The following is an 18680-nucleotide window of genomic DNA, read 5'->3' as shown; positions in this document are numbered from 1 at the left end:
ATGTCTACAGAAATTACCTACGATGGCGTTGAACAGTTGCCAATGCGCAAGTTCACTGAAGACGCTTATCTGAACTACTCGATGTACGTAATCATGGACCGTGCATTGCCATACATTGGCGATGGTTTAAAACCGGTTCAACGACGCATCATTTACGCGATGTCGGAGCTTGGTCTTTCGGCATCAGCAAAATACAAAAAGTCTGCACGTACCGTTGGTGACGTGTTAGGTAAATACCACCCGCACGGTGACTCTGCATGTTACGAAGCGATGGTATTAATGGCTCAACCATTCTCTTACCGTTACCCACTGGTTGATGGTCAGGGAAACTGGGGTGCTCCGGATGACCCGAAATCTTTCGCGGCAATGCGTTATACCGAAGCGAAACTGTCGAAGTTTGCAGAAGTATTGCTTGGTGAGTTAGGTCAGGGCACTGTGGAATGGCAACCAAACTTTGATGGCACTATGAAAGAGCCTCAAATGTTGCCAGCACGTCTACCTCATATCTTGTTGAATGGCGTAACGGGTATCGCGGTTGGTATGGCGACAGATATCCCACCTCACAACGTTCGTGAAGTGGCTGACGCAACTATCCATCTGATCGACAATCCGAAAGCAGAATTGCCTGAAGTTATGCAGTTTGTGAAAGGTCCAGATTACCCAACAGAAGCGGAGATCATTTCGCCTCAAGCGGAAATTGAAAAGATCTATCGCAACGGCCGTGGCAGCATCAAGATGCGTGCGGTATGGCATAAAGAAGGGTCAGACATCGTCATCACGTCGATTCCACATCAAGTGTCTGGCTCGAAGCTGCTTGAGCAGATCGCAAACCAAATGCGTGCGAAGAAGCTACCAATGGTAGAAGATCTTCGTGACGAATCGGATCATGAGAACCCAACTCGCATCGTAATCGTGCCACGTTCGAATCGCGTCGATTGCGATTTGCTGATGAACCACTTGTTTGCATCTACTGATCTAGAGCGTAGCTACCGTGTTAACTTGAACATGATTGGCTTGGATAACCGTCCTCAAGTGAAAGGTCTCGTACAGATCTTATCTGAGTGGATTGAGTTCCGCCGCAGTACCGTGCGTCGTCGTTTACAATACCGTTTAGACAAGGTGATGGCTCGTCTACACATCTTAGAAGGTTTGTTAGTTGCTTACCTCAACCTAGATGAAGTGATTGAGATCATTCGTACCGAAGACGATCCAAAAGCGGTGTTGATGGAACGCTTTGGTATTACCGATATTCAAGCCGATGCGATTCTGGATACCAAACTTCGTCATCTAGCGAAGCTAGAAGAGATGAAGATCCGTGGTGAACAAGACGAACTCGAGAAAGAGCGTGAGAAGCTAGAGCAGCTGCTTGGTTCTGAGCGTCGTCTGAACACACTGCTTAAGAAAGAAATTAAAGCCGACGCAGAGAAATACGGCGATGACCGTCGTTCTCCTTTAGTTGAACGTGCTGAAGCAAAAGCACTGACTGAGCGTGACCTAGTACCAAGTGAACCAATTACCGTTGTACTGTCTGAAAAAGGTTGGGTTCGTCATGCGAAAGGACACGATGTTGATGCGGAAAGCTTGAACTACAAGTCAGGCGATAAATACTTGGCGCATGCGCGAGGTAAAAGCAGTCAGCCGGCGGTCTTCCTTGGCAGCGATGGTCGAAGTTACTCGCTTGAGTCGCACTCGTTGCCATCAGCACGTAGTCAAGGTGAGCCGATTACTGGTCGCTTGAACATCACTGCGGGTAGCAGTATTCGTCAGGTGATCATGAGCGAAGAAGATCAGCTATGGCTGGTGGGCTCCGATGCTGGTTACGGCTTTGTGTGTAAAGGCGCTGATTTGCTATCGAAGAACCGCAGCGGTAAAGCGTTGGTTACGTTGCCTGCAAATTCTGAAGTGATGACGCCAAAAGAAGTCGGCGATCTGGATTCGGATGAGATTCTAGCGATTACCAACCAAGGGCGTATGTTGTTGTTCCCAATTAAAGACTTGCCGCAATTAGCGAAAGGTAAAGGTAACAAGATTATCAACATCCCAGCAGCTAAAGCGAAAGAGCGTGAAGAAGTGTTGTCCCACTTAATCGCGTTGCCGCAAGGTGCTTCTTTAACCTTGTACGCTGGTAAGCGCAAGCTAGGTTTGAAACCTGCTGATCTTGAGAACTTCCGTGGTGAGCGTGGTCGCCGAGGTAGTCTGCTGCCAAGAGGCTTACAGAGAGTGACGCGAATTGACGTTGAGCTTGGTGAGTCGAGCAGCACTGAAGAATCGAGCGAAAGCGAATAAAACGAATAGAAACAAAAATCCCAGCCATTGGCTGGGATTTTTTTATGCTTCTTGTTTGTCTTCGGCGATGGTGACTTTTAGAGTCATTTCCTTGCCTTTACGAATGATACCAACGTCGACAGAAGTGCCTGGGCGTAAATCCGTGACGATATCCATCACGCTTTGACGGCCCTGAACTTTATTGCCATCGATACTGATAATGATGTCTTGTTTTTCAAAGCCTGCGGCACTTGCTGGACCATTTGGGTCGATACCTAAAACAACGATACCGCCAATGTGCTCGTTTCCTAGTAAACGGGCCGTCACTGCATTGATGTCTTGCCCATCAATACCGATGTAGCCGCGAATCACACGACCATCAGCGATGATTTTCTGCATAATTTTGCTGGCGAGTGGGGCTGGGATTGCAAATGAGATACCGTAGGTTTCAAGATCGGTTGCCTGCTGGAAAGATGCGGTGTTGATGCCTACCAATTCACCTTGAGTATTCACCAATGCGCCGCCCGAGTTACCTTCATTGATTGCCGCATCAGTTTGGATGAAGGCTTGACGACCATCGCTAATAGAAGAGCGACCTGTCGCGGAAATAATGCCGAAGGTCGTGGTTTGCCCTAAGTTGTATGGGTTACCAATCGCTAAAACGACATCACCAACCTGAGGTTTGTATTCGGAATTCAATGGGATGACAGGTAGGTTAGAACCTTCAACTCGTAAAACGGCAATGTCCGTGCGTTTGTCGGTGCCAACAAGTTGAGCAGCAGCAGCTCGACCATCTTGCAATGCAACAACGACTTGGTCTGCTTGAGCTACTACGTGATAGTTGGTAATGATATAGCCTTTTTCGCTGACGATAACCCCAGAACCCAGCCCTTGTGTCGAGAGTTTACTGCGATCGTTTTCAACGTATTTTCGGCTGTAGATATTCACAACCGCTGGCGCCGCTCTTCTTACGGCTTGGTTAAACGACAATTCAAGAGATGCGATATTTTTCGGTTGTTGGTCGAGCGCGACAGGAATAACGTTATTGCGCAATGATGGAACTGCGAGCAGTACAACGGCAGCGGTTGCTAAGCCTAAAAAGACAGAACGTAATAAAAAGCTAAGCATATCCTCTCCATGCATGAGCGCCAAAATGGCATAGAAAGGTGAAGAATAGCATTACATTGAAAAATAACAAAAGGGCAGTGCGTGATCGCACTGCCCTTTTAATAATCAGATTGATAGTAAGATTAACTCTTCGAGCTTTATCACCAAGAGTGATGAATCAATCGTCTGGTTTTGCCCTGATTTTAGAGGCTAGAGACTATCGAATCACCAAGTAGATAGTGCGTTCCCCGCGTTGGATATTTAGTGCAAGCACTCCTTTGTGTTTATCAACAATAGAGCGAAGCTCCGCAAGGTTTTTCACTCGTTGACGATTGACGCCAATAATGATGTCACCTTGTTTTAGCTGGTATTGCGCGGCAGGTGAATTCTCTGCAACACTGGAGACTTTTACCCCTTGGATTGCATCACTTGGTGTAGTGTTACTTAACTCTGCTCCTTTTAGGCCTTCATGCAACGTTTCCGCTTTGGCTTTCATGTTGGTGGACTCGCCAAGAGTCACGTCAAACGATTTGCTCTTACCATCACGAATAACGCCTAGCGTGATCTTCTTACCTGCTCCTAATGTGGCGACTTTGGCGCGCAACTCAGAGAAAGTGTCGATTGACTTACCGTTCACTGATACAACCACATCACCGGCTTTTAGACCCGCTTTGTCCGCTGCGCTATCAGGCACGACTTGGCTGATGAATGCCCCTTTACTTGACTCGTAACCCAGTGCTTCTGCCAGCTCAGAGGTCACTTCACCACCTTGAACGCCCAACATGCCACGTTTTACTTCACCAAATTCTAAAATCTGCTCAGTGAGGTTTCTCATCATGTTCGATGGGATCGCAAAACCAATCCCGACGTTGCCGCCATTTGGTCCCAAAATGGCGGTGTTAATACCGATCAGCTCACCGTTAAGGTTCACCAATGCACCGCCAGAGTTACCACTGTTGATTGCGGCATCGGTTTGGATGAAGTTTTCGAAGTTCTCCACGTTTAAACCACTACGACCCAGTGCAGAAACGATACCCGAGGTGACGGTTTGGCCGAGACCAAATGGGTTGCCGATAGCAACAGTAAAGTCGCCGACGCGTAACTTGTCAGAGTCGGCAATCTTAATCTGAGTTAGATTTTTCGCTTTTTCTAATTTCAGCAATGCGACGTCTGCCATCTCATCACCACCAACGAGTTCTGCATCGTACTCGCGGCCGTCATAGAGGCGCACTCGAATTTCATCCGCGCCTTTGATCACATGATAGTTAGTGACGATGTGCCCTTTTGGGGCATCAATAATGACGCCAGAGCCCAATCCGCGGAATGGACGCTCTCGAGTTTGCTCCATCGGGAAGTCAGGGCCGAAGAAGAACTGAAATTGTTCCGGAATACGACTGGTTTGAACTTGTTTACCCTCAACCGCAATGCTCACGACTGCTGGGGTCACTTTCTCTAGCATCGGGGCTAGGCTTGGTAATTGCTGGCCATCAACACTTAGAGGCAGTGCTGCCGTGGCCGTTATCGGCGTGATAATGGAACTCAAACTTAAAGATAGAACGGTTAGCGCAAGCAATGGCTTTTTCATCCAGTAACTCCTCTTGAAACATGTCTGCCAAAAAGAAATATCCGCACTTTACACCAATAAGAATAAGCGTTTGGTCATCCATGACAGGGTACGTTTAGCCCAACCGATAGCGCATGCCATTATTCAAAGGCCGCAACAGACTGAAACGAATTGCCTGCATAGGTTTATGAACATCAACTTATCTTGATTGATATTTTTAATATAAGGTCTAGTTTGGATATTCAAAGGGTGACGGCAGTTCACATGCAAGTTAGAGAGGGATTGCTGCAGAAAAGTTCAAAAAGGGTCGATACAAATTACGATTTATATCGACCCAAAAGAAAGGAAAAGAGCTGGTTAAGAGGCTTTAGCCGTCACCACGTCGGGAGCGTTGATGATCTCTTTTTCTTGATCTTTCAAAAGACCGGTCGCGCCGTTGGCATAGTCTTTTGGTTGTTCGTTGACCTCTGGTTGGTCTTCTTTGATTTGCTCTGAAGACATCGCCGTTTTCTTATCAAACGGGTTATCTTGTTCTGGCAAGTTAGGCAGAAGTTCTGAAGAGGTCTTCGCCATATGTTGGTAGAGTTTAGTGTAATCCTTACCCAAGGTATCCAACATTTCTGCGGTTTGTGCAAAATGATCTACGAGCTCTTGACGTTGTTGCTCTAGTTCAAACTTAGCCGCTTCAAGTTCTTTTTGCACAGACTTTTGTTTCTTGTATTCAGGGGTGGTTAGTCTACTAATGACTACGCCTACGATTGTACCGACCAGCAAACCCACAATGGCATAAATCCAAGGCATAACTGCTCCTTATAGTTGTTTTAACAAGTCTTTTACTACTTAGTTACACGCGGTGCTTGTCCATGTTACTATGGCTTTCACAGCCGATAAAGAAAAATAGCAGTATGTCTTCGGGGACTGATAACTACTTCTCTCTATTCTCAAAGTTGACCCCGAGGTGACCATTTTCTCTGTACCTCTAACACGACTTAATCTGATGACACCACTAAAACGATATCAAAAAGATATAGCAGAACATGGATTCCAGCGCGATGAAGCCCAGCATCAAGCCGTTGTCGCTTTAGACAAACTCTACCATGATATTGTTGAGTTTCAGTCTGCGCCGATCCCTCAACTTTCTAAATGGCAAAAGCTCATGGGTAAAAAGGTCGAGATGCCTCAACCCCCAAAAGGTTTGTACTTTTGGGGCGGGGTAGGCCGAGGTAAAACCTATTTAATGGACGCCTTTTTTGATGCCTTACCTACTGACAGAAAAATGCGCGTGCACTTTCACCGCTTTATGTATCGGGTACATGACGAGTTAAAGCGTTTGGGGGAGGTAGAAAATCCTCTCTCCAAAGTTGCCGACTTATTTAAACAAGAAGCAGATATTGTTTGTTTTGACGAGTTCTTTGTGTCTGACATAACTGATGCCATGATTCTTGCCACATTGTTGCAAGAAATGTTTAAGCGTCAGATGGTGCTGGTGGCGACGTCAAACATCGAACCACAAAATTTGTATCGTAATGGCTTACAGCGAGCTCGTTTCCTTCCTGCTATTGATATGATTTTGGCGCGTTGCCATGTACTAAATGTGGATAGTGGTGTCGATTATCGTCTGAGGACGTTGGAACAAGCCGAAATCTACCATTATCCATTGGATGAGCAGGCTTCTATTAATTTAAATACCTATTATCAGCAGCTTACGGCTGAGCGTAAAAGTGTTGCTCATAAAATCGACATTAATCATCGACAGATTAACGTGATTGAAGCCAGTGATGGGGTGTTACATGCTTCTTTTGAGCAGTTGTGCCAAACCGCTCGAAGTCAAAACGATTACATTGAACTCTCACGTATTTATCACACGGTTTTACTGGCCGATGTGCGTCAGATGAATCGTAAAATTGATGATGCTGCGAGGCGTTTTATTGCTTTAGTCGACGAGTTTTATGAGCGTAACGTAAAACTGATTATTTCAGCGGAAGTCGAGATGGATGCCTTATATAGCGAAGGACAACTGGAATTTGAGTTCAAGCGTTGTGTATCACGTTTAACCGAGATGCAGAGTCATGAGTATCTTGCTCGCGAGCATTTGGCGTAAATTTGATTGCCTCTTTAAAAAGTGAAGAAAAAATTAGTGATTTGGCGCAAAAAAAGGTGATTTTTTCTTCGCTCTTCTCTATAATCCTGCGACCCACCGTTACTGCAGACCGGATTATCGAAGTTATTTCGAAATAGATGGTCGAGAGTACCAACGACTCGAAGGGGTGATGACTGGGCTCTTAGACAGTGTGGGAGCACCAAACGGGTGTTCCTTTAAAGTTTAAATTTTAATTAACGGGTTATTATTAGCATGAAAACTTTCGTTGCTAAACCAGAAACTGTAAAACGCGACTGGTACGTTGTAGACGCTGAAGGTAAAACTCTTGGCCGTCTAGCAAGTGAAATTGCATCTCGCCTACGTGGCAAACATAAAGCTGAATACACTCCTCACGTTGACGCTGGTGACTACATCATCGTTATCAACGCTGAGAAAGTTGCTGTAACTGGTAACAAAGCTAAAGACAAAGTGTACTACCGTCACTCTGAGTTCCCAGGTGGTCTAAAATCTATCACTTTTGAAAAGCTGATCGATCGTAAACCTGAGATGGTTCTTGAGCTAGCAGTTAAAGGCATGCTTCCACGTGGTCCTCTAGGCCGTGCTATGTACCGTAAGCTTAAAGTTTACGCAGGCGCTGAGCACAACCATGTTGCTCAACAACCACAAGTACTAGACATCTAATTGGGGATTTCGAAAATGGCAGAGAATCAATACTACGGCACTGGCCGTCGCAAAAGCTCAGCTGCACGTGTTTTTATTAAACCAGGCAGCGGCAACATTGTAGTAAACAAGCGTAGCCTTGATGAATACTTCGGTCGTCCAACTTCTCGCATGGTTGTTAAACAACCTCTAGAGCTAGTTGAACTAACTGAGAAGCTAGACCTTTACGTTACAGTTAAAGGCGGCGGTATTTCTGGTCAAGCTGGTGCTATCCGTCACGGTATCACTCGCGCGCTTATGGAATACGATGAGTCTCTACGTCCTGCTCTACGTGCAGCTGGTTACGTTACTCGTGACGCTCGTTGCGTTGAACGTAAGAAAGTTGGTCTACGTAAAGCACGTCGTCGTCCACAGTTCTCTAAGCGTTAATTTCCTTTTACCGGAAATTATGCTTTCCAGAATTATTCTGGGACTGTGCACCAAAAGCTCGGCTATATGCCGAGCTTTTTGTTTTTTATTGTCAGATAAAACATCCGTTCTCTCTGGTTATCTCAGAACACTCCCCCTTAATATCCACGCAACATTTTACGAAGGTTTTGTCGCGATATTTACGCTTTCCTTGTGCTACAAAAGTTTAAATTTACGTGTTAGTGATTTTTGTCACTTATTGAAAACTTATTCGGTGTAATTCTCTGAAAACAACCAAAATAAAAGGCATTTGAGGCTTAATTTTGTTGTTCTTCATTTCGCTTTCTTGTTACAAATCACATCAATTTTTTATAATTCTGCCGCTTTTGTGACGACGCGAGCGATTTGCCTCACAAATGTTACAAAAAGGTAGCTTTATCTTGTCAAAAAGTAGGGTTTTCTTTATCATTTCTCCCCAATAATTAGAACTAAATTCATTATTTGTTAGCCATGCTCTTATAAGCGGAATAATAACGATCCAAAGGGAGCAAATGGGAGAATGTTTGGATGAGCAACGCGCCTTTAAATAACGGTCGCAGGCGTTTTCTAACCGCTACAACGGCAGTTGTTGGTGGATTAGGGGCAGTCGCCGTCGCCGTGCCTTTTATTAAATCATGGAATCCGAGTGCTAAAGCCAAAGCGGCGGGTGCACCGGTGGAAGTGGATATAAGTAAAATTGAACCAGGTCAGCTGGTACGTGTTGAGTGGCAGGGGAAACCTGTATGGATTGTTCGCCGTACTCAAAGCGTGCTGGATAACTTAAAAACGATCAGTGATAAGCTTCGTGATCCACAATCTGAAATGGAACAGCAGCCAGAGTACGCTCAGAATGAGTTTCGCTCGATTAAAGAAGAGTACTTTGTTGCCGTTGGTTTCTGTACTCACCTTGGTTGTTCACCTACCTACCTACCAGACTCTTTCTCAGAGCAGGTGCAGGGCGTAAGGTCTGGCTTCTTCTGCCCTTGTCATGGTTCTAAGTTCGATATGGCAGGCCGAGTATTCCAAGGGGTACCTGCTCCATTGAACCTTGTCGTTCCTAAACACATGTATTTGAGCGACACCAAGCTCATTGTGGGTGTTGATGAGGGGGATGCATAATGCAAGCACTATTAGACTGGGTAGAAAAGCGTATTCCAGCAATGAATGCTTATAAAAAGCATTTATCTGAATACCCAATGCCGAAGAACTTCAACTTTTGGTATCTTTTTGGTTCTCTGGCGATGCTGGTTCTTGTTAACCAAATCCTAACGGGTATTTGGCTAACGATGAACTACGTTCCTTCTGGTGAAGGTGCGTTTGCATCTATCGAATACATCATGCGTGACGTTGAGTACGGTTGGCTTCTGCGTTACATGCACTCAACTGGCGCATCAGCGTTTTTCGTTGTTGTATACCTGCACATGTTCCGTGGTCTGATCTACGGTTCGTACCAAAAGCCTCGTGAACTACTGTGGATCTTCGGTATGTTGATCTTCCTAGTTCTAATGGCTGAAGCATTCATGGGTTACCTACTACCATGGGGTCAGATGTCATACTGGGGCGCTCAGGTAATCATTTCTCTGTTTGGTGCAATCCCTGTTATCGGTGATGACTTAACGCTTTGGATTCGTGGTGACTACATCATCTCAGGTGCAACGTTGAACCGTTTCTTCGCACTACACGTAATTGCGCTGCCTATCGTACTACTTCTACTTATCGTGCTTCACGTATTGGCACTGCACGAAGTGGGCTCTAACAACCCTGACGGTATCGAAACTAAGTTACCAAAAGGTTCAATGGGCGATGATTACAAAACGCAGTTCAAGTTCCACGATTACTACACGAAGAAATACGACATTATTGACTCTATTCCTTTCCATCCATATGGCACGGTTAAGGATTTGGTTGGTGTCGCTGGCTTCTTGTTCTTCTTCTGTTATGTGTTGTTCTTTAACCCAGAAATGGGTGGATACTTCCTTGAGCCGCCTAACTTTGAAGCTGCAAACCCATTGAAGACGCCTGAACACATCGCTCCGGTATGGTACTTCACTCCGTTTTACGCAATCTTGCGTGCGGTTCCAGACAAGCTATTGGGTGTAATCCTAATGGGTGCGTCTATCGCTGTACTGTTTGTTCTACCTTGGTTGGATCGCTGTAAAGTACGTTCGTACCGTTACCGTAGCAAAATCCACCTATTGAATATTGTTCAGTTCACTATCGCCTTTATCGCTCTGGGCATTTTAGGTGCGTTGCCTGCAACACCGACGTACACACTACTATCTCAGATCTTTAGCTTGTGTTACTTCATGTTCTTTGTACTGCTGTTCTTCTACAGCAAAAATGAAGCAACCAAACCATTACCAGAGAGGGTGACATTCAAATGAAGAAGTGGATTGTAATTCTATTTGCTATGTTGCCATCTCTTGCGATGGCAGCAGGGGCCAACGTTCCGCTTGATAAAGCAAACGTGGACCTAACGGATAAAGCTTCGCTACAAAATGGCGCGAAGTTGTTCATGAACTACTGTTTTGCTTGTCACTCTACGCAATACCAGCGTTATGAGCGTGTAGCAACAGACTTAGATATTCCTGCTGACCTAATGAAGGAAAATCTGATTTTCAACCCTGAAGCGAAAATCGGTGACCTCATGGTTAATGCTATGCCACCGAAGCAGGCGGCAAACTGGTTTGGTGCTCCACCACCGGATCTAACTTTGGTAGCCCGAGTGCGTGGTGCGGATTGGTTGTACACATACTTACGCTCTTTCTATGTTGATCCATCTCGTCCATTTGGCGTGAACAACATCGTATTCCCAAGTGTTGGTATGCCGCACGTTCTTGAAGAACTGCAAGGTATTCCAACGCCAGTGTACGGCACTAAGATGGTTGATGGTGAAGAAGTCAAAGTGGTTGTTGGTACTGAGACAAACGGTACTGGCGAATTAAGCGAAGGCGAATATGACAAAGCGGTTGGTGACTTGGTGAACTTCTTGGTTTACGCCGGCGACCCAGTTCAACTTGAGCGTCATGCTTTGGGTTGGTGGGTAATGGGCTTCCTAGTTCTACTAACGATTGTTGTCGTGATGCTTAAGAAAGAGTATTGGCGTGATGTGCATTAATTGTGCTATCATACCGTGCTAATTCCCAATTTTAATTGATGGATAATGGAGGCTTAGCCTCCATTATTTTTATTTGTAAGTGTACTGGAGGGCTCCATGGCTGTAGCTGCCAATAAACGTTCTGTGATGACTCTTTTCTCAAGTGCATCAGATTTGTATAGCCATCAGGTTCGCATCGTACTAGCTGAAAAAGGCGTAAGTGTTGAAGTTGAGCTTGTTGATGAAGCTAATCTTCCTGCTGAGCTTGTTGAGCTAAACCCATATAAATCAGTGCCAACTCTTGTTGACCGTGAGCTAGCTCTTTACGATTCAAAAATCATCATGGAGTACTTGGACGAGCGTTTCCCTCATCCACCTCTAATGCCGGTTTACCCAGTTGCTCGTGGTAACAGCCGTTTGATGATGTACCGTATTGAACGTAACTGGTACTCACTAGCTGAAAAAATTGTTAAAGGTAATGCAGAAGAGTCAGAAAAAGCGCGTACGAAACTTCGTAACGATCTACTGACTCTAGCGCCAATTTTTGCTGAATACGAATACTTCATGAGTGAAGAATTCAGCCTAATCGATTGTTACCTAGCTCCACTATTGTGGCGTCTACCTCAACTTGGTATTGACCTAGTTGGCCCAGGCTCAAAAGAAATCAAGGTATACATGAACCGCGTATTTGAGCGTGATTCATTCCTTGCTTCTTTAACTGAAGCTGAACGTGAAATGCGTCTAGTTCGCTAAGCGATTTAGAGACGTTATGGATATTGCAAAAATGACTGCTCGCCGTCCGTATATGCTTCGCGCATTTTACGATTGGCTAGTAGACAATGACTTAACTCCCCACTTGGTTGTTGATGCAACTATGCCGGGTGTGCGTGTGCCTGTTGAGTTTGTTCAAGATGGTCAGATTATCTTGAATATTGCTCCTCGTGCCGTTGGTAACTTAGAGTTGGGTAATGATGCGATTACCTTCCATGCTCGTTTTAGTGGCCGACCACATTCAGTGATCGTGCCAGTGTATGCAGTTCAAGCGATTTATGCTCGTGAAAACGGTGCTGGAACAATGTTTGAACCAGAAGAAGCGTACACGCACATCGAAGAAGAAACGATTGAAGAAGAAGATTTGTCACCATCTTTTAAGGCGGTGACGGAAGAAACTTCTGAGGAGATTGGTGCAGAATCCCAAGAGGAAGAAGCTCCTCGTCCTAAAGGTCGACCAAGCTTAAGAGTGATTAAGTAAATAAAAAGCAGCGTTAACGCTGCTTTTTTTATACTTCGGTTTCAAGTTTTTCAATATCGTTTAGTCACTGATGGTAAACGTTTCGACATCTGGATCACTATCATCTTGTGTCTGTGTCTGTGTCTGTGTCTGTGTCTGTGTCTGTGTTGTCACACCGTCGCTAGGTAAATCGACTTTAACTGGTTCTGCGTCTCCGTATTGGAACCCTTTGATCACCTGTTTTACGCCAGAGATATTGCGCGAAATCTCCGTCGCGCGTTCACCTTGCTGAGCGGTTACATAGCCAAACAAAAATACGTCACCATCCTCTGTAATGACTTTGACTTTCACGCCATTGAGGTCCGAGTCGGTTAATAGAGCCGATTTTACCTTGGTTGTGATCCAGCTGTCGTTGCTGATTTGCGTCACGCTCAATGGCTCTTTAGCCTTAATTTGGTTATGAATGGTTTTGACGCCATCAATGGCTCTAGCTCGTTGCTCAATTTGATTAATCAAATCTTGAGTTGGAGCTTGGCCCATTAAAACAACCGTACCATTGTACGAGCTCGCAACAACTCGAACATGCCCTTTAAATGGTTCTTTATTACCGATCGCTGCGACTTCAAATTCAATATTGTTGTCTTGCCAGATCTGCTTCGTGGTGCGAGTATCTGTCACAATATTTGCCGTGGTGGCAGCTCCAGCAATGAACAGTCCCGCACATCCGCTCAAGCTTAAGATGGTACATAAAATGACAAGGCTACGTATCATAATGCTGATTCTCAAATCTGTTATTCTTCGTGAGCAGGGAAAAGTACTTGGTCAATTAAATCGCATAAGCAGTGAAGAGTGACCATATGCACTTCGTGAATGCGAGCCGTGCGATGGGATGGAATACGAATTTCTACATCGTTTTCGCCTAGTAATCCTGCCATCTCACCACCATCTTTACCTGTTAGGGCGATAATAGTCATGTCGCGAGTTACGGCCGCTTCCATCGCTTTGATGATGTTTTTGCTGTTGCCACTGGTAGAAAGCGCCAGAAGAATATCGCCTGGTTGGCCAAATGCACGAACTTGCTTAGAGAAAATCTCTTGATAGTGGTAGTCGTTTGCAACTGCCGTTAGTGTGGTGTTGTCCGCAGTCAGCGCCATAGCGGGAAGGCTAGGGCGCTCGGTCTCAAAGCGATTTAAAAGACAAGAAACAAACTGTTGTGCATTTGAGGCGCTGCCACCGTTGCCGCAGCAAAGAATTTTGTTGCCATTCAGCAAGCTCGAAACCATGGCTTGAGCGGCGTGCGTGATCGCATCAGGCAGAGCTTCTGCGGCTGCGATTTGAATTTGAATACTTTCTGTAAAGCTATCTTTAATGCTGTCTAGCATCGCTTATCCTTCAGATATTGCATTTTGTATCCAGTTGATGTCGCGACCACTGTCATGAATGGCGATGACATCGAACCGATAATCTATGGTGTTCATTGTGCGTTGTTGGCTGAGCCAAACTTGTGCTGTTTTGATCAGTTTGCGCATTTTAGCGTTTGTGACCATTTCTGCCGCTGAGCCAAAATGATCGTTCTTACGATATTTGACTTCAACAAAGACGATAGTTTCATCTTGTTGGAAGATTAAATCAACTTCGCCGAACTTTGTCAGATAATTTTGATCTAAAAAACGCAAACCCTGACGCTGCAGATACTGCTTCGCCAGGGTCTCGTACTGATTACCTATTTGACGCTTACTAAAGAGCCCCACGCTCAGCCCAGCTCAATTCGCGTTGTACAACACAGTTGTTGTCAATGCTTAACGTACCAGTTTGGCCGCTTACTGAGTAACCTGGTACCACTTTCATTTGTGGCAATTCACCGATCAGTTTGTAGGCATCCATCCCTAGAGCTTTTAAGCGTTTTTCCATGTTGGATTGATCTGCCCATAGCTCATTCATTTCAGCGGTCACGATTGGGTCTGGGTTTACTAACAGCGGAATGTCACTGTAGATAATGCCTGTTAAGTCTTCGTACGTCGCACCACCGCTGTTGCTACGAGAGTTCGAGAACAGTTTTGGTGGCTTCGCATCTGGGTTAATTGCGACCTCAATGAATGGTTTGATAAGTGTTAGTTCAGAGCTACGAGCGACAATGTAAACTGCGTCCACATCACGACGACTGCGTGGCTGTGTTTCCAACTTAATGCGCATGAGCGATTGCATCTGTGCGATACGCTGTTTGCTCTCTTGTAATCCAAAGACGTCGTTAATGTCTTTTTGTAGCTGGCGCTTATCACCAAAGTAGCTTGTTGCGACTTTGTTTGAGCTGTACTTGCTCCATTCTTCATTGAAAGCTTGCACAACACGCTCACCGTAGCTGCCTTTTGGCGCTAGGATCAGCGGGAAGTTATAGCCTTCGCTAAATAAGTATTTTGCAGCTTGAGCCACTTCTTGCTCTGGTGACAACGCTAGGTAGCAAATGTCGGTACTTGGCTGAACATCTTCAGGAATATTCAGTGCCAGTGCGGGAATGGCTGGACTGTTTGCTGAACCATCCATCGTGGTTTGCAGTAGTTCGACATTTTCTTTTTGCAGTGGGCCGACAACAAAATCGATGTTTTCGTTGATAAGACGTTGCTTCACTTCGTCAGCGCTGTACGCATTCGTATCAATGACGGTAAGCGTTGCGCTTGGATCGCGGTTTCTATCATTCATCATCGCGAATACAAAACCATCGCGGATCAATTGTGCCTGAGGCGCAAACTTACCTGTTAATGGTAACAACAATGCTGTGTTATTTGGTTTTACGATATCAAGTGACAGAATGTTTTGAATTTCTTCTGGTGTATAGATTGCCGCTGGGTGTGACGGGTTCTCGTTCAACCAACGCTCAAGGGTATTTTTTAACTGAGACAGATTGCCGGAGAGCGTTTTTGCGTAAACTGCTAATTGCAACCATCCGTCTAACACGTCTTCGCTGGGTTCAGTTTGTAGCGAAGTCAGTTCATATTCAGAGTAACTGCCAAAGTTCATCCAAATTCGGCTTGAGATTTCGCGTTGCACTGCTGATGACGCGTATTGACTAAACGCAACCAGTTGGCGGTTGGCTTCAAACGGCTGATTTAGGCTTTGGTAAGCATCGGCACGTAGAGAGTAGTAATCTTTCCACTGCTCATTCGGTAGTTTCCACCAAGGCTTAAAGTTAAGAAGTTGCAACAACTGAGAGTAATCGCCTTGCTTTTGCTGTATGGTCGCACGCGCCAGTTGCCACTCCGCCTGTTGAACTTCCGTCAATTGTTGGCGAGCCAGACGTTTTATCAGAAGGTCTGCTTGATCCAATTGGTTCGCTTGGATTGCGGCTTTGGTTGCCATGATCAACCAGTCGTTTTGTAAGCTGCCTTCCGTGCTATCAGCTTGAATCATGTAGTTCTGTACCGACTGGGTAGGCTCAAGTGTGACATCTACGCCATCAGGCTGTCTCGGGCCTGAAGAACAGGCGGCGAGCGTAATTGCTAGTGCAACAGGAGTGAGTATGCGTGGTACACTGAGTCTCTTATGGTTAATCATTGCCGTGAGTTCTCTATAATTTTGTACAAAATTGTCTCTATATTAATCGTTGAAGTGATGGTAAACAAATGACAGATAAAAATAAGTTGCCGAATGAGGGGCCAACTCTCTACATCGTACCGACTCCAATCGGAAATTTAGCGGATATCACACAACGTGCTATCGAAGTTCTGTCGAACGTGGACATCATCGCTGCAGAGGATACCCGACATACGGGTAAATTACTGTCTCACTTCAATATCCAAACCAAAACTTTTGCGTTGCATGATCACAATGAGCAACAAAAAGCACAGGTTTTGGTCGAAAAGCTATTGTCAGGTCAGTCTATCGCCTTAGTGTCTGACGCTGGTACGCCACTAATCAGCGATCCAGGATACCATCTGGTGACAAAATGTCGTCAAGCGGGCGTAAGAGTTGTGCCTCTTCCTGGTGCGTGTGCAGTTATCACTGCGTTAAGCGCGTCGGGATTGCCGTCAGATCGCTTTAGTTTTGAAGGCTTTCTACCGCCCAAAAGTAAAGGTCGTAAAGATAAATTCTTAGAGATTGCATCGGTAGAGCGCACATGCATTTTTTACGAGTCACCACACCGAATTTTAGACTCGTTACAAGATATGTTAGACGTTCTTGGCCCTGAGCGAGAAGTCGTTCTAGCAAGAGAGCTCACTAAAACATTTGAAACCATCCAAGGCATGCCTTTGGGTGAACTCATTGAGTGGGTGAAAAGTGACGATAACCAGCAACGTGGTGAAATGGTGCTTTTGATCCATGGTCATCGTGAAACATCGGATGAGGCATTGCCCGATGAGGCTTTGCGTACTTTGGGTATTCTGACGAAAGAACTGCCTTTGAAGAAAGCGGCAGCGTTGGTGGCAGAAATCCACAATCTGAAGAAGAACGCTCTATACAAATGGGGTTTAGAAAACTTAGATTAAGGGCTGTTTAGATTGAATATTGCAAAGGGTTGATGTGAAAGCATCGACCCTTTTTTATTGTTTACCTTTTGCGTTTTGACTAAAAACTCATCACTCGGTGCATTCATTTCATCATATCTGTGATCTAACTAGACTCTGAAGTGAGAACTCTATACAATCCGCCCTCGGAGCTGACTGGGTAGTCGCTGCTTTGTTGATGTCCTTCGGGAGACTGACGTTGAGGTCCTTCGGGAAACTGACGTTGACGTCCTTCGGGAGACTGACAAAGGGGAGGAAAGTCCGGGCTTCATAGAGCAAGGTGCCAGGTAACGCCTGGGGGGCGCAAGCCTACGACAAGTGCAGCAGAGAGAAGACCGCCGATGGCCCGCAAGGGAACAGGTAAGGGTGAAAGGGTGCGGTAAGAGCGCACCGGACGACTAGTAATAGTTCGTAGCAGGGTAAACTCCACCTGAAGCAAGACCAAATAGGCCTCCACATTGCGTTGCTCGCGTAAGGAGGCGGGTAGGTTGCTCGAGCCAGTGAGTGATTGCTGGCCTAGACGAATGGCTACCGCCGCGCAAGCGGAACAGAACCCGGCTTATGTGTCGGCTCCACCTATTCGAGACCCATCTCTACTTCGGTAGCGATGGGTTTTTTGCATTTAATTGACGCAAACTATGTCATTACCAATAAACTTGGCGTAAATCACGTCTAACTTTAGACTTGTGGTGGCGATGATGTAGGAAATCAGTACACTAAAGAATCGCTTCAAGATCATTCAACGAGAAAGCTATGACCGAAACCTTCCAACATATTTCCGTGTTATTAAATGAATCCATTGATGGCTTGGCTATCAAACCAGATGGTATCTACATTGATGGAACATTTGGCCGAGGCGGTCACAGCCGTACAATTTTATCCAAACTTGGCCCAAATGGCCGACTGTACAGTATTGACCGTGACCCTCAAGCGATTGCGGAAGCAGGCAAAATTGACGACCCTCGTTTTACCATTATTCATGGCCCGTTTTCTGGCATGGCTCAATACGCAGAAGAGTATGACCTAGTTGGTAAAGTAGACGGTGTGTTATTGGATCTTGGTGTGTCTTCGCCTCAGCTGGATGACGCAGAGCGTGGTTTCAGCTTTATGAAAGATGGCCCGCTAGATATGCGCATGGACCCAACTTCAGGCATCCCGGTTTCTCAATGGTTGATGGAAGCGGATCTGGATGACATCACTTGGGTGATTCGTGAATTCGGTGAAGACAAACACGCTCGTCGTATTGCTCGTGCGATTGTGGAATACCGTGAAAACGAAGAGAACGAGCCAATGATTCGTACTGGTCAGTTGGCAAAACTGATCTCTGAAGCAGCACCAAAAAGTTTTAAAGAGAAAAAGCACCCAGCGACGCGTGCTTTCCAAGCGTTCCGTATTTACATCAACAGTGAGCTAGAAGAAATTGATACTGCACTGAAAGGCGCGGCTCGTATTTTAGCTCCTGAAGGTCGTTTATCTGTCATCAGTTTCCATTCGTTGGAAGACCGTATGGTAAAACGCTTTATCCGCAAAGAAAGTAAAGGTCCTGAGGTTCCACATGGGATTCCTTTGACGGAAGCGCAAATCAAAGAGCTTGGCAGCGCAAACATGAAAACTGTTGGCAAAGCGATAAAACCGAGCAAACAAGAAATTGACATGAACCCTCGTTCGCGCAGTTCTGTGCTAAGAATTGCTGAAAAGCTTTAATTATT

The 18680-nt window shown here is 45.5% G+C and carries 18 protein-coding genes and 1 other RNA gene; 12 read left to right on the top strand and 7 right to left on the bottom strand.

Annotation, left to right across the window (positions count from 1 at the left end):
* Positions 1 to 2286, top strand: a complete 2286-nt coding sequence (parC, locus tag ACF8CV_RS20375; RefSeq protein WP_005482017.1) for a DNA topoisomerase IV subunit A — start codon at positions 1 to 3, stop codon at positions 2284 to 2286.
* A 42-nt stretch (positions 2287 to 2328) separates the two neighbouring features.
* Here the strand turns inward: parC and degS are convergent, their stop codons facing one another.
* From degS to zapG, 3 genes are all read right to left on the bottom strand, one after another.
* Positions 2329 to 3393 carry an outer membrane-stress sensor serine endopeptidase DegS gene (degS, locus tag ACF8CV_RS20370; protein WP_005490480.1) on the bottom strand — a complete coding sequence of 355 codons (1065 nt, stop codon included), beginning with the start codon at positions 3391 to 3393 and terminating at the stop codon, positions 2329 to 2331.
* Positions 3394 to 3589: 196 nt separating this feature from the next.
* The gene (locus tag ACF8CV_RS20365; RefSeq protein ID WP_031846117.1) at positions 3590 to 4957 is read right to left on the bottom strand and encodes a Do family serine endopeptidase; all 1368 of its coding nucleotides are present in this window, start codon (positions 4955 to 4957) and stop codon (positions 3590 to 3592) included.
* A gap of 336 nt (positions 4958 to 5293) precedes the next feature.
* On the bottom strand, positions 5294 to 5737 hold the full coding sequence (gene zapG, locus ACF8CV_RS20360; protein WP_005457173.1) for a Z-ring associated protein ZapG: 444 nt from the start codon (positions 5735 to 5737) through the stop codon (positions 5294 to 5296).
* A 196-nt stretch (positions 5738 to 5933) separates the two neighbouring features.
* Here zapG and zapE point away from each other — a divergent pair, with 196 nt between their 5' ends.
* The 8 genes from zapE to sspB all read left to right on the top strand — a co-directional run bounded on the left by zapE (position 5934) and on the right by sspB (position 12493).
* On the top strand, positions 5934 to 7037 hold the full coding sequence (gene zapE, locus ACF8CV_RS20355) for a cell division protein ZapE (RefSeq protein WP_020840080.1): 1104 nt from the start codon (positions 5934 to 5936) through the stop codon (positions 7035 to 7037).
* 252 nt (positions 7038 to 7289) lie between these two features.
* Positions 7290 to 7718 (top strand): 50S ribosomal protein L13, encoded by a 429-nt coding sequence (gene rplM, locus ACF8CV_RS20350; RefSeq protein ID WP_005396465.1) that lies wholly within the window; start codon positions 7290 to 7292, stop codon positions 7716 to 7718.
* Positions 7719 to 7733: 15 nt separating this feature from the next.
* Positions 7734 to 8126, top strand: coding sequence for a 30S ribosomal protein S9 (rpsI, locus tag ACF8CV_RS20345; protein ID WP_005458217.1), 393 nt, complete (start codon positions 7734 to 7736; stop codon positions 8124 to 8126).
* A 546-nt stretch (positions 8127 to 8672) separates the two neighbouring features.
* Complete coding sequence (petA, locus tag ACF8CV_RS20340) at positions 8673 to 9263, top strand: ubiquinol-cytochrome c reductase iron-sulfur subunit (protein WP_005479718.1); 591 nt, start codon at positions 8673 to 8675, stop codon at positions 9261 to 9263.
* The gene (locus ACF8CV_RS20335) at positions 9263 to 10528 is read left to right on the top strand and encodes a cytochrome bc complex cytochrome b subunit (RefSeq protein WP_005479717.1); all 1266 of its coding nucleotides are present in this window, start codon (positions 9263 to 9265) and stop codon (positions 10526 to 10528) included. Before petA ends, ACF8CV_RS20335 begins: the two co-directional genes overlap by 1 nt.
* A complete protein-coding gene (locus ACF8CV_RS20330) occupies positions 10525 to 11262 on the top strand; it encodes a cytochrome c1 (RefSeq protein ID WP_005479715.1) in 738 nt (245 codons plus the stop codon). The genes ACF8CV_RS20335 and ACF8CV_RS20330 overlap by 4 nt, the downstream gene beginning before the upstream one ends.
* A gap of 96 nt (positions 11263 to 11358) precedes the next feature.
* Positions 11359 to 11994 (top strand): stringent starvation protein SspA, encoded by a 636-nt coding sequence (gene sspA, locus ACF8CV_RS20325; protein WP_005458199.1) that lies wholly within the window; start codon positions 11359 to 11361, stop codon positions 11992 to 11994.
* Positions 11995 to 12010: 16 nt separating this feature from the next.
* Positions 12011 to 12493, top strand: a complete 483-nt coding sequence (sspB, locus tag ACF8CV_RS20320) for a ClpXP protease specificity-enhancing factor (protein ID WP_005458208.1) — start codon at positions 12011 to 12013, stop codon at positions 12491 to 12493.
* Between the two features lie 60 nt (positions 12494 to 12553).
* On the opposite strand, the gene ACF8CV_RS20315 is transcribed toward sspB, so the two are convergent.
* From ACF8CV_RS20315 to ACF8CV_RS20300, 4 genes are read right to left on the bottom strand one after another with little or no spacing between them, the layout of a single operon-like run.
* Positions 12554 to 13243, bottom strand: a complete 690-nt coding sequence (locus tag ACF8CV_RS20315; protein WP_025522878.1) for a BON domain-containing protein — start codon at positions 13241 to 13243, stop codon at positions 12554 to 12556.
* A 20-nt stretch (positions 13244 to 13263) separates the two neighbouring features.
* Positions 13264 to 13854 carry a phosphoheptose isomerase gene (locus ACF8CV_RS20310; protein WP_005458175.1) on the bottom strand — a complete coding sequence of 197 codons (591 nt, stop codon included), beginning with the start codon at positions 13852 to 13854 and terminating at the stop codon, positions 13264 to 13266.
* 3 nt (positions 13855 to 13857) lie between these two features.
* On the bottom strand, positions 13858 to 14223 hold the full coding sequence (locus ACF8CV_RS20305; protein ID WP_025541284.1) for a YraN family protein: 366 nt from the start codon (positions 14221 to 14223) through the stop codon (positions 13858 to 13860).
* Complete coding sequence (locus ACF8CV_RS20300; RefSeq protein WP_138938663.1) at positions 14210 to 16021, bottom strand: penicillin-binding protein activator; 1812 nt, start codon at positions 16019 to 16021, stop codon at positions 14210 to 14212. Before ACF8CV_RS20300 ends, ACF8CV_RS20305 begins: the two co-directional genes overlap by 14 nt.
* 68 nt (positions 16022 to 16089) lie before the next feature.
* Between ACF8CV_RS20300 and rsmI the strand changes: the two genes are divergently transcribed.
* The 3 genes from rsmI to rsmH all read left to right on the top strand — a co-directional run bounded on the left by rsmI (position 16090) and on the right by rsmH (position 18675).
* Positions 16090 to 16953 (top strand): 16S rRNA (cytidine(1402)-2'-O)-methyltransferase, encoded by an 864-nt coding sequence (gene rsmI, locus ACF8CV_RS20295; RefSeq protein WP_005497083.1) that lies wholly within the window; start codon positions 16090 to 16092, stop codon positions 16951 to 16953.
* A 166-nt stretch (positions 16954 to 17119) separates the two neighbouring features.
* An RNA gene (gene rnpB / locus ACF8CV_RS20290) (RNase P RNA component class A) lies at positions 17120 to 17549 on the top strand.
* A gap of 175 nt (positions 17550 to 17724) precedes the next feature.
* Entirely contained in the window at positions 17725 to 18675 is a 951-nt protein-coding gene (rsmH, locus tag ACF8CV_RS20285) for a 16S rRNA (cytosine(1402)-N(4))-methyltransferase RsmH (RefSeq protein WP_020904235.1), read from the top strand.
* Positions 18676 to 18680 lie beyond the last annotated feature (5 nt).

Source organism: Vibrio sp. zbq_1 (assembly GCF_043102935.1).
Classification (GTDB): Bacteria; Pseudomonadota; Gammaproteobacteria; order Enterobacterales; family Vibrionaceae; genus Vibrio; species Vibrio parahaemolyticus.
The sequence above is the reverse complement of the archived record's forward strand: the minus strand, read 5'-3'. Positions and strand labels throughout refer to the sequence as shown.

Coding starts and splice junctions, on each gene's coding strand:
- rsmI (WP_005497083.1), top strand. CDS start 16,090: ATGACAGATAAAAATAAGTTGCCGAATGAGGGGCCAACTCTCTACATC.
- ACF8CV_RS20300 (WP_138938663.1), bottom strand. CDS start 16,021: ATGATTAACCATAAGAGACTCAGTGTACCACGCATACTCACTCCTGTT.
- ACF8CV_RS20365 (WP_031846117.1), bottom strand. CDS start 4,957: ATGAAAAAGCCATTGCTTGCGCTAACCGTTCTATCTTTAAGTTTGAGT.
- parC (WP_005482017.1), top strand. CDS start 1: ATGTCTACAGAAATTACCTACGATGGCGTTGAACAGTTGCCAATGCGC.
- sspB (WP_005458208.1), top strand. CDS start 12,011: ATGGATATTGCAAAAATGACTGCTCGCCGTCCGTATATGCTTCGCGCA.
- zapE (WP_020840080.1), top strand. CDS start 5,934: ATGACACCACTAAAACGATATCAAAAAGATATAGCAGAACATGGATTC.
- ACF8CV_RS20335 (WP_005479717.1), top strand. CDS start 9,263: ATGCAAGCACTATTAGACTGGGTAGAAAAGCGTATTCCAGCAATGAAT.
- rpsI (WP_005458217.1), top strand. CDS start 7,734: ATGGCAGAGAATCAATACTACGGCACTGGCCGTCGCAAAAGCTCAGCT.
- zapG (WP_005457173.1), bottom strand. CDS start 5,737: ATGCCTTGGATTTATGCCATTGTGGGTTTGCTGGTCGGTACAATCGTA.
- ACF8CV_RS20310 (WP_005458175.1), bottom strand. CDS start 13,854: ATGCTAGACAGCATTAAAGATAGCTTTACAGAAAGTATTCAAATTCAA.
- rplM (WP_005396465.1), top strand. CDS start 7,290: ATGAAAACTTTCGTTGCTAAACCAGAAACTGTAAAACGCGACTGGTAC.
- ACF8CV_RS20330 (WP_005479715.1), top strand. CDS start 10,525: ATGAAGAAGTGGATTGTAATTCTATTTGCTATGTTGCCATCTCTTGCG.
- sspA (WP_005458199.1), top strand. CDS start 11,359: ATGGCTGTAGCTGCCAATAAACGTTCTGTGATGACTCTTTTCTCAAGT.
- ACF8CV_RS20315 (WP_025522878.1), bottom strand. CDS start 13,243: ATGATACGTAGCCTTGTCATTTTATGTACCATCTTAAGCTTGAGCGGA.
- degS (WP_005490480.1), bottom strand. CDS start 3,393: ATGCTTAGCTTTTTATTACGTTCTGTCTTTTTAGGCTTAGCAACCGCT.
- petA (WP_005479718.1), top strand. CDS start 8,673: ATGAGCAACGCGCCTTTAAATAACGGTCGCAGGCGTTTTCTAACCGCT.
- rsmH (WP_020904235.1), top strand. CDS start 17,725: ATGACCGAAACCTTCCAACATATTTCCGTGTTATTAAATGAATCCATT.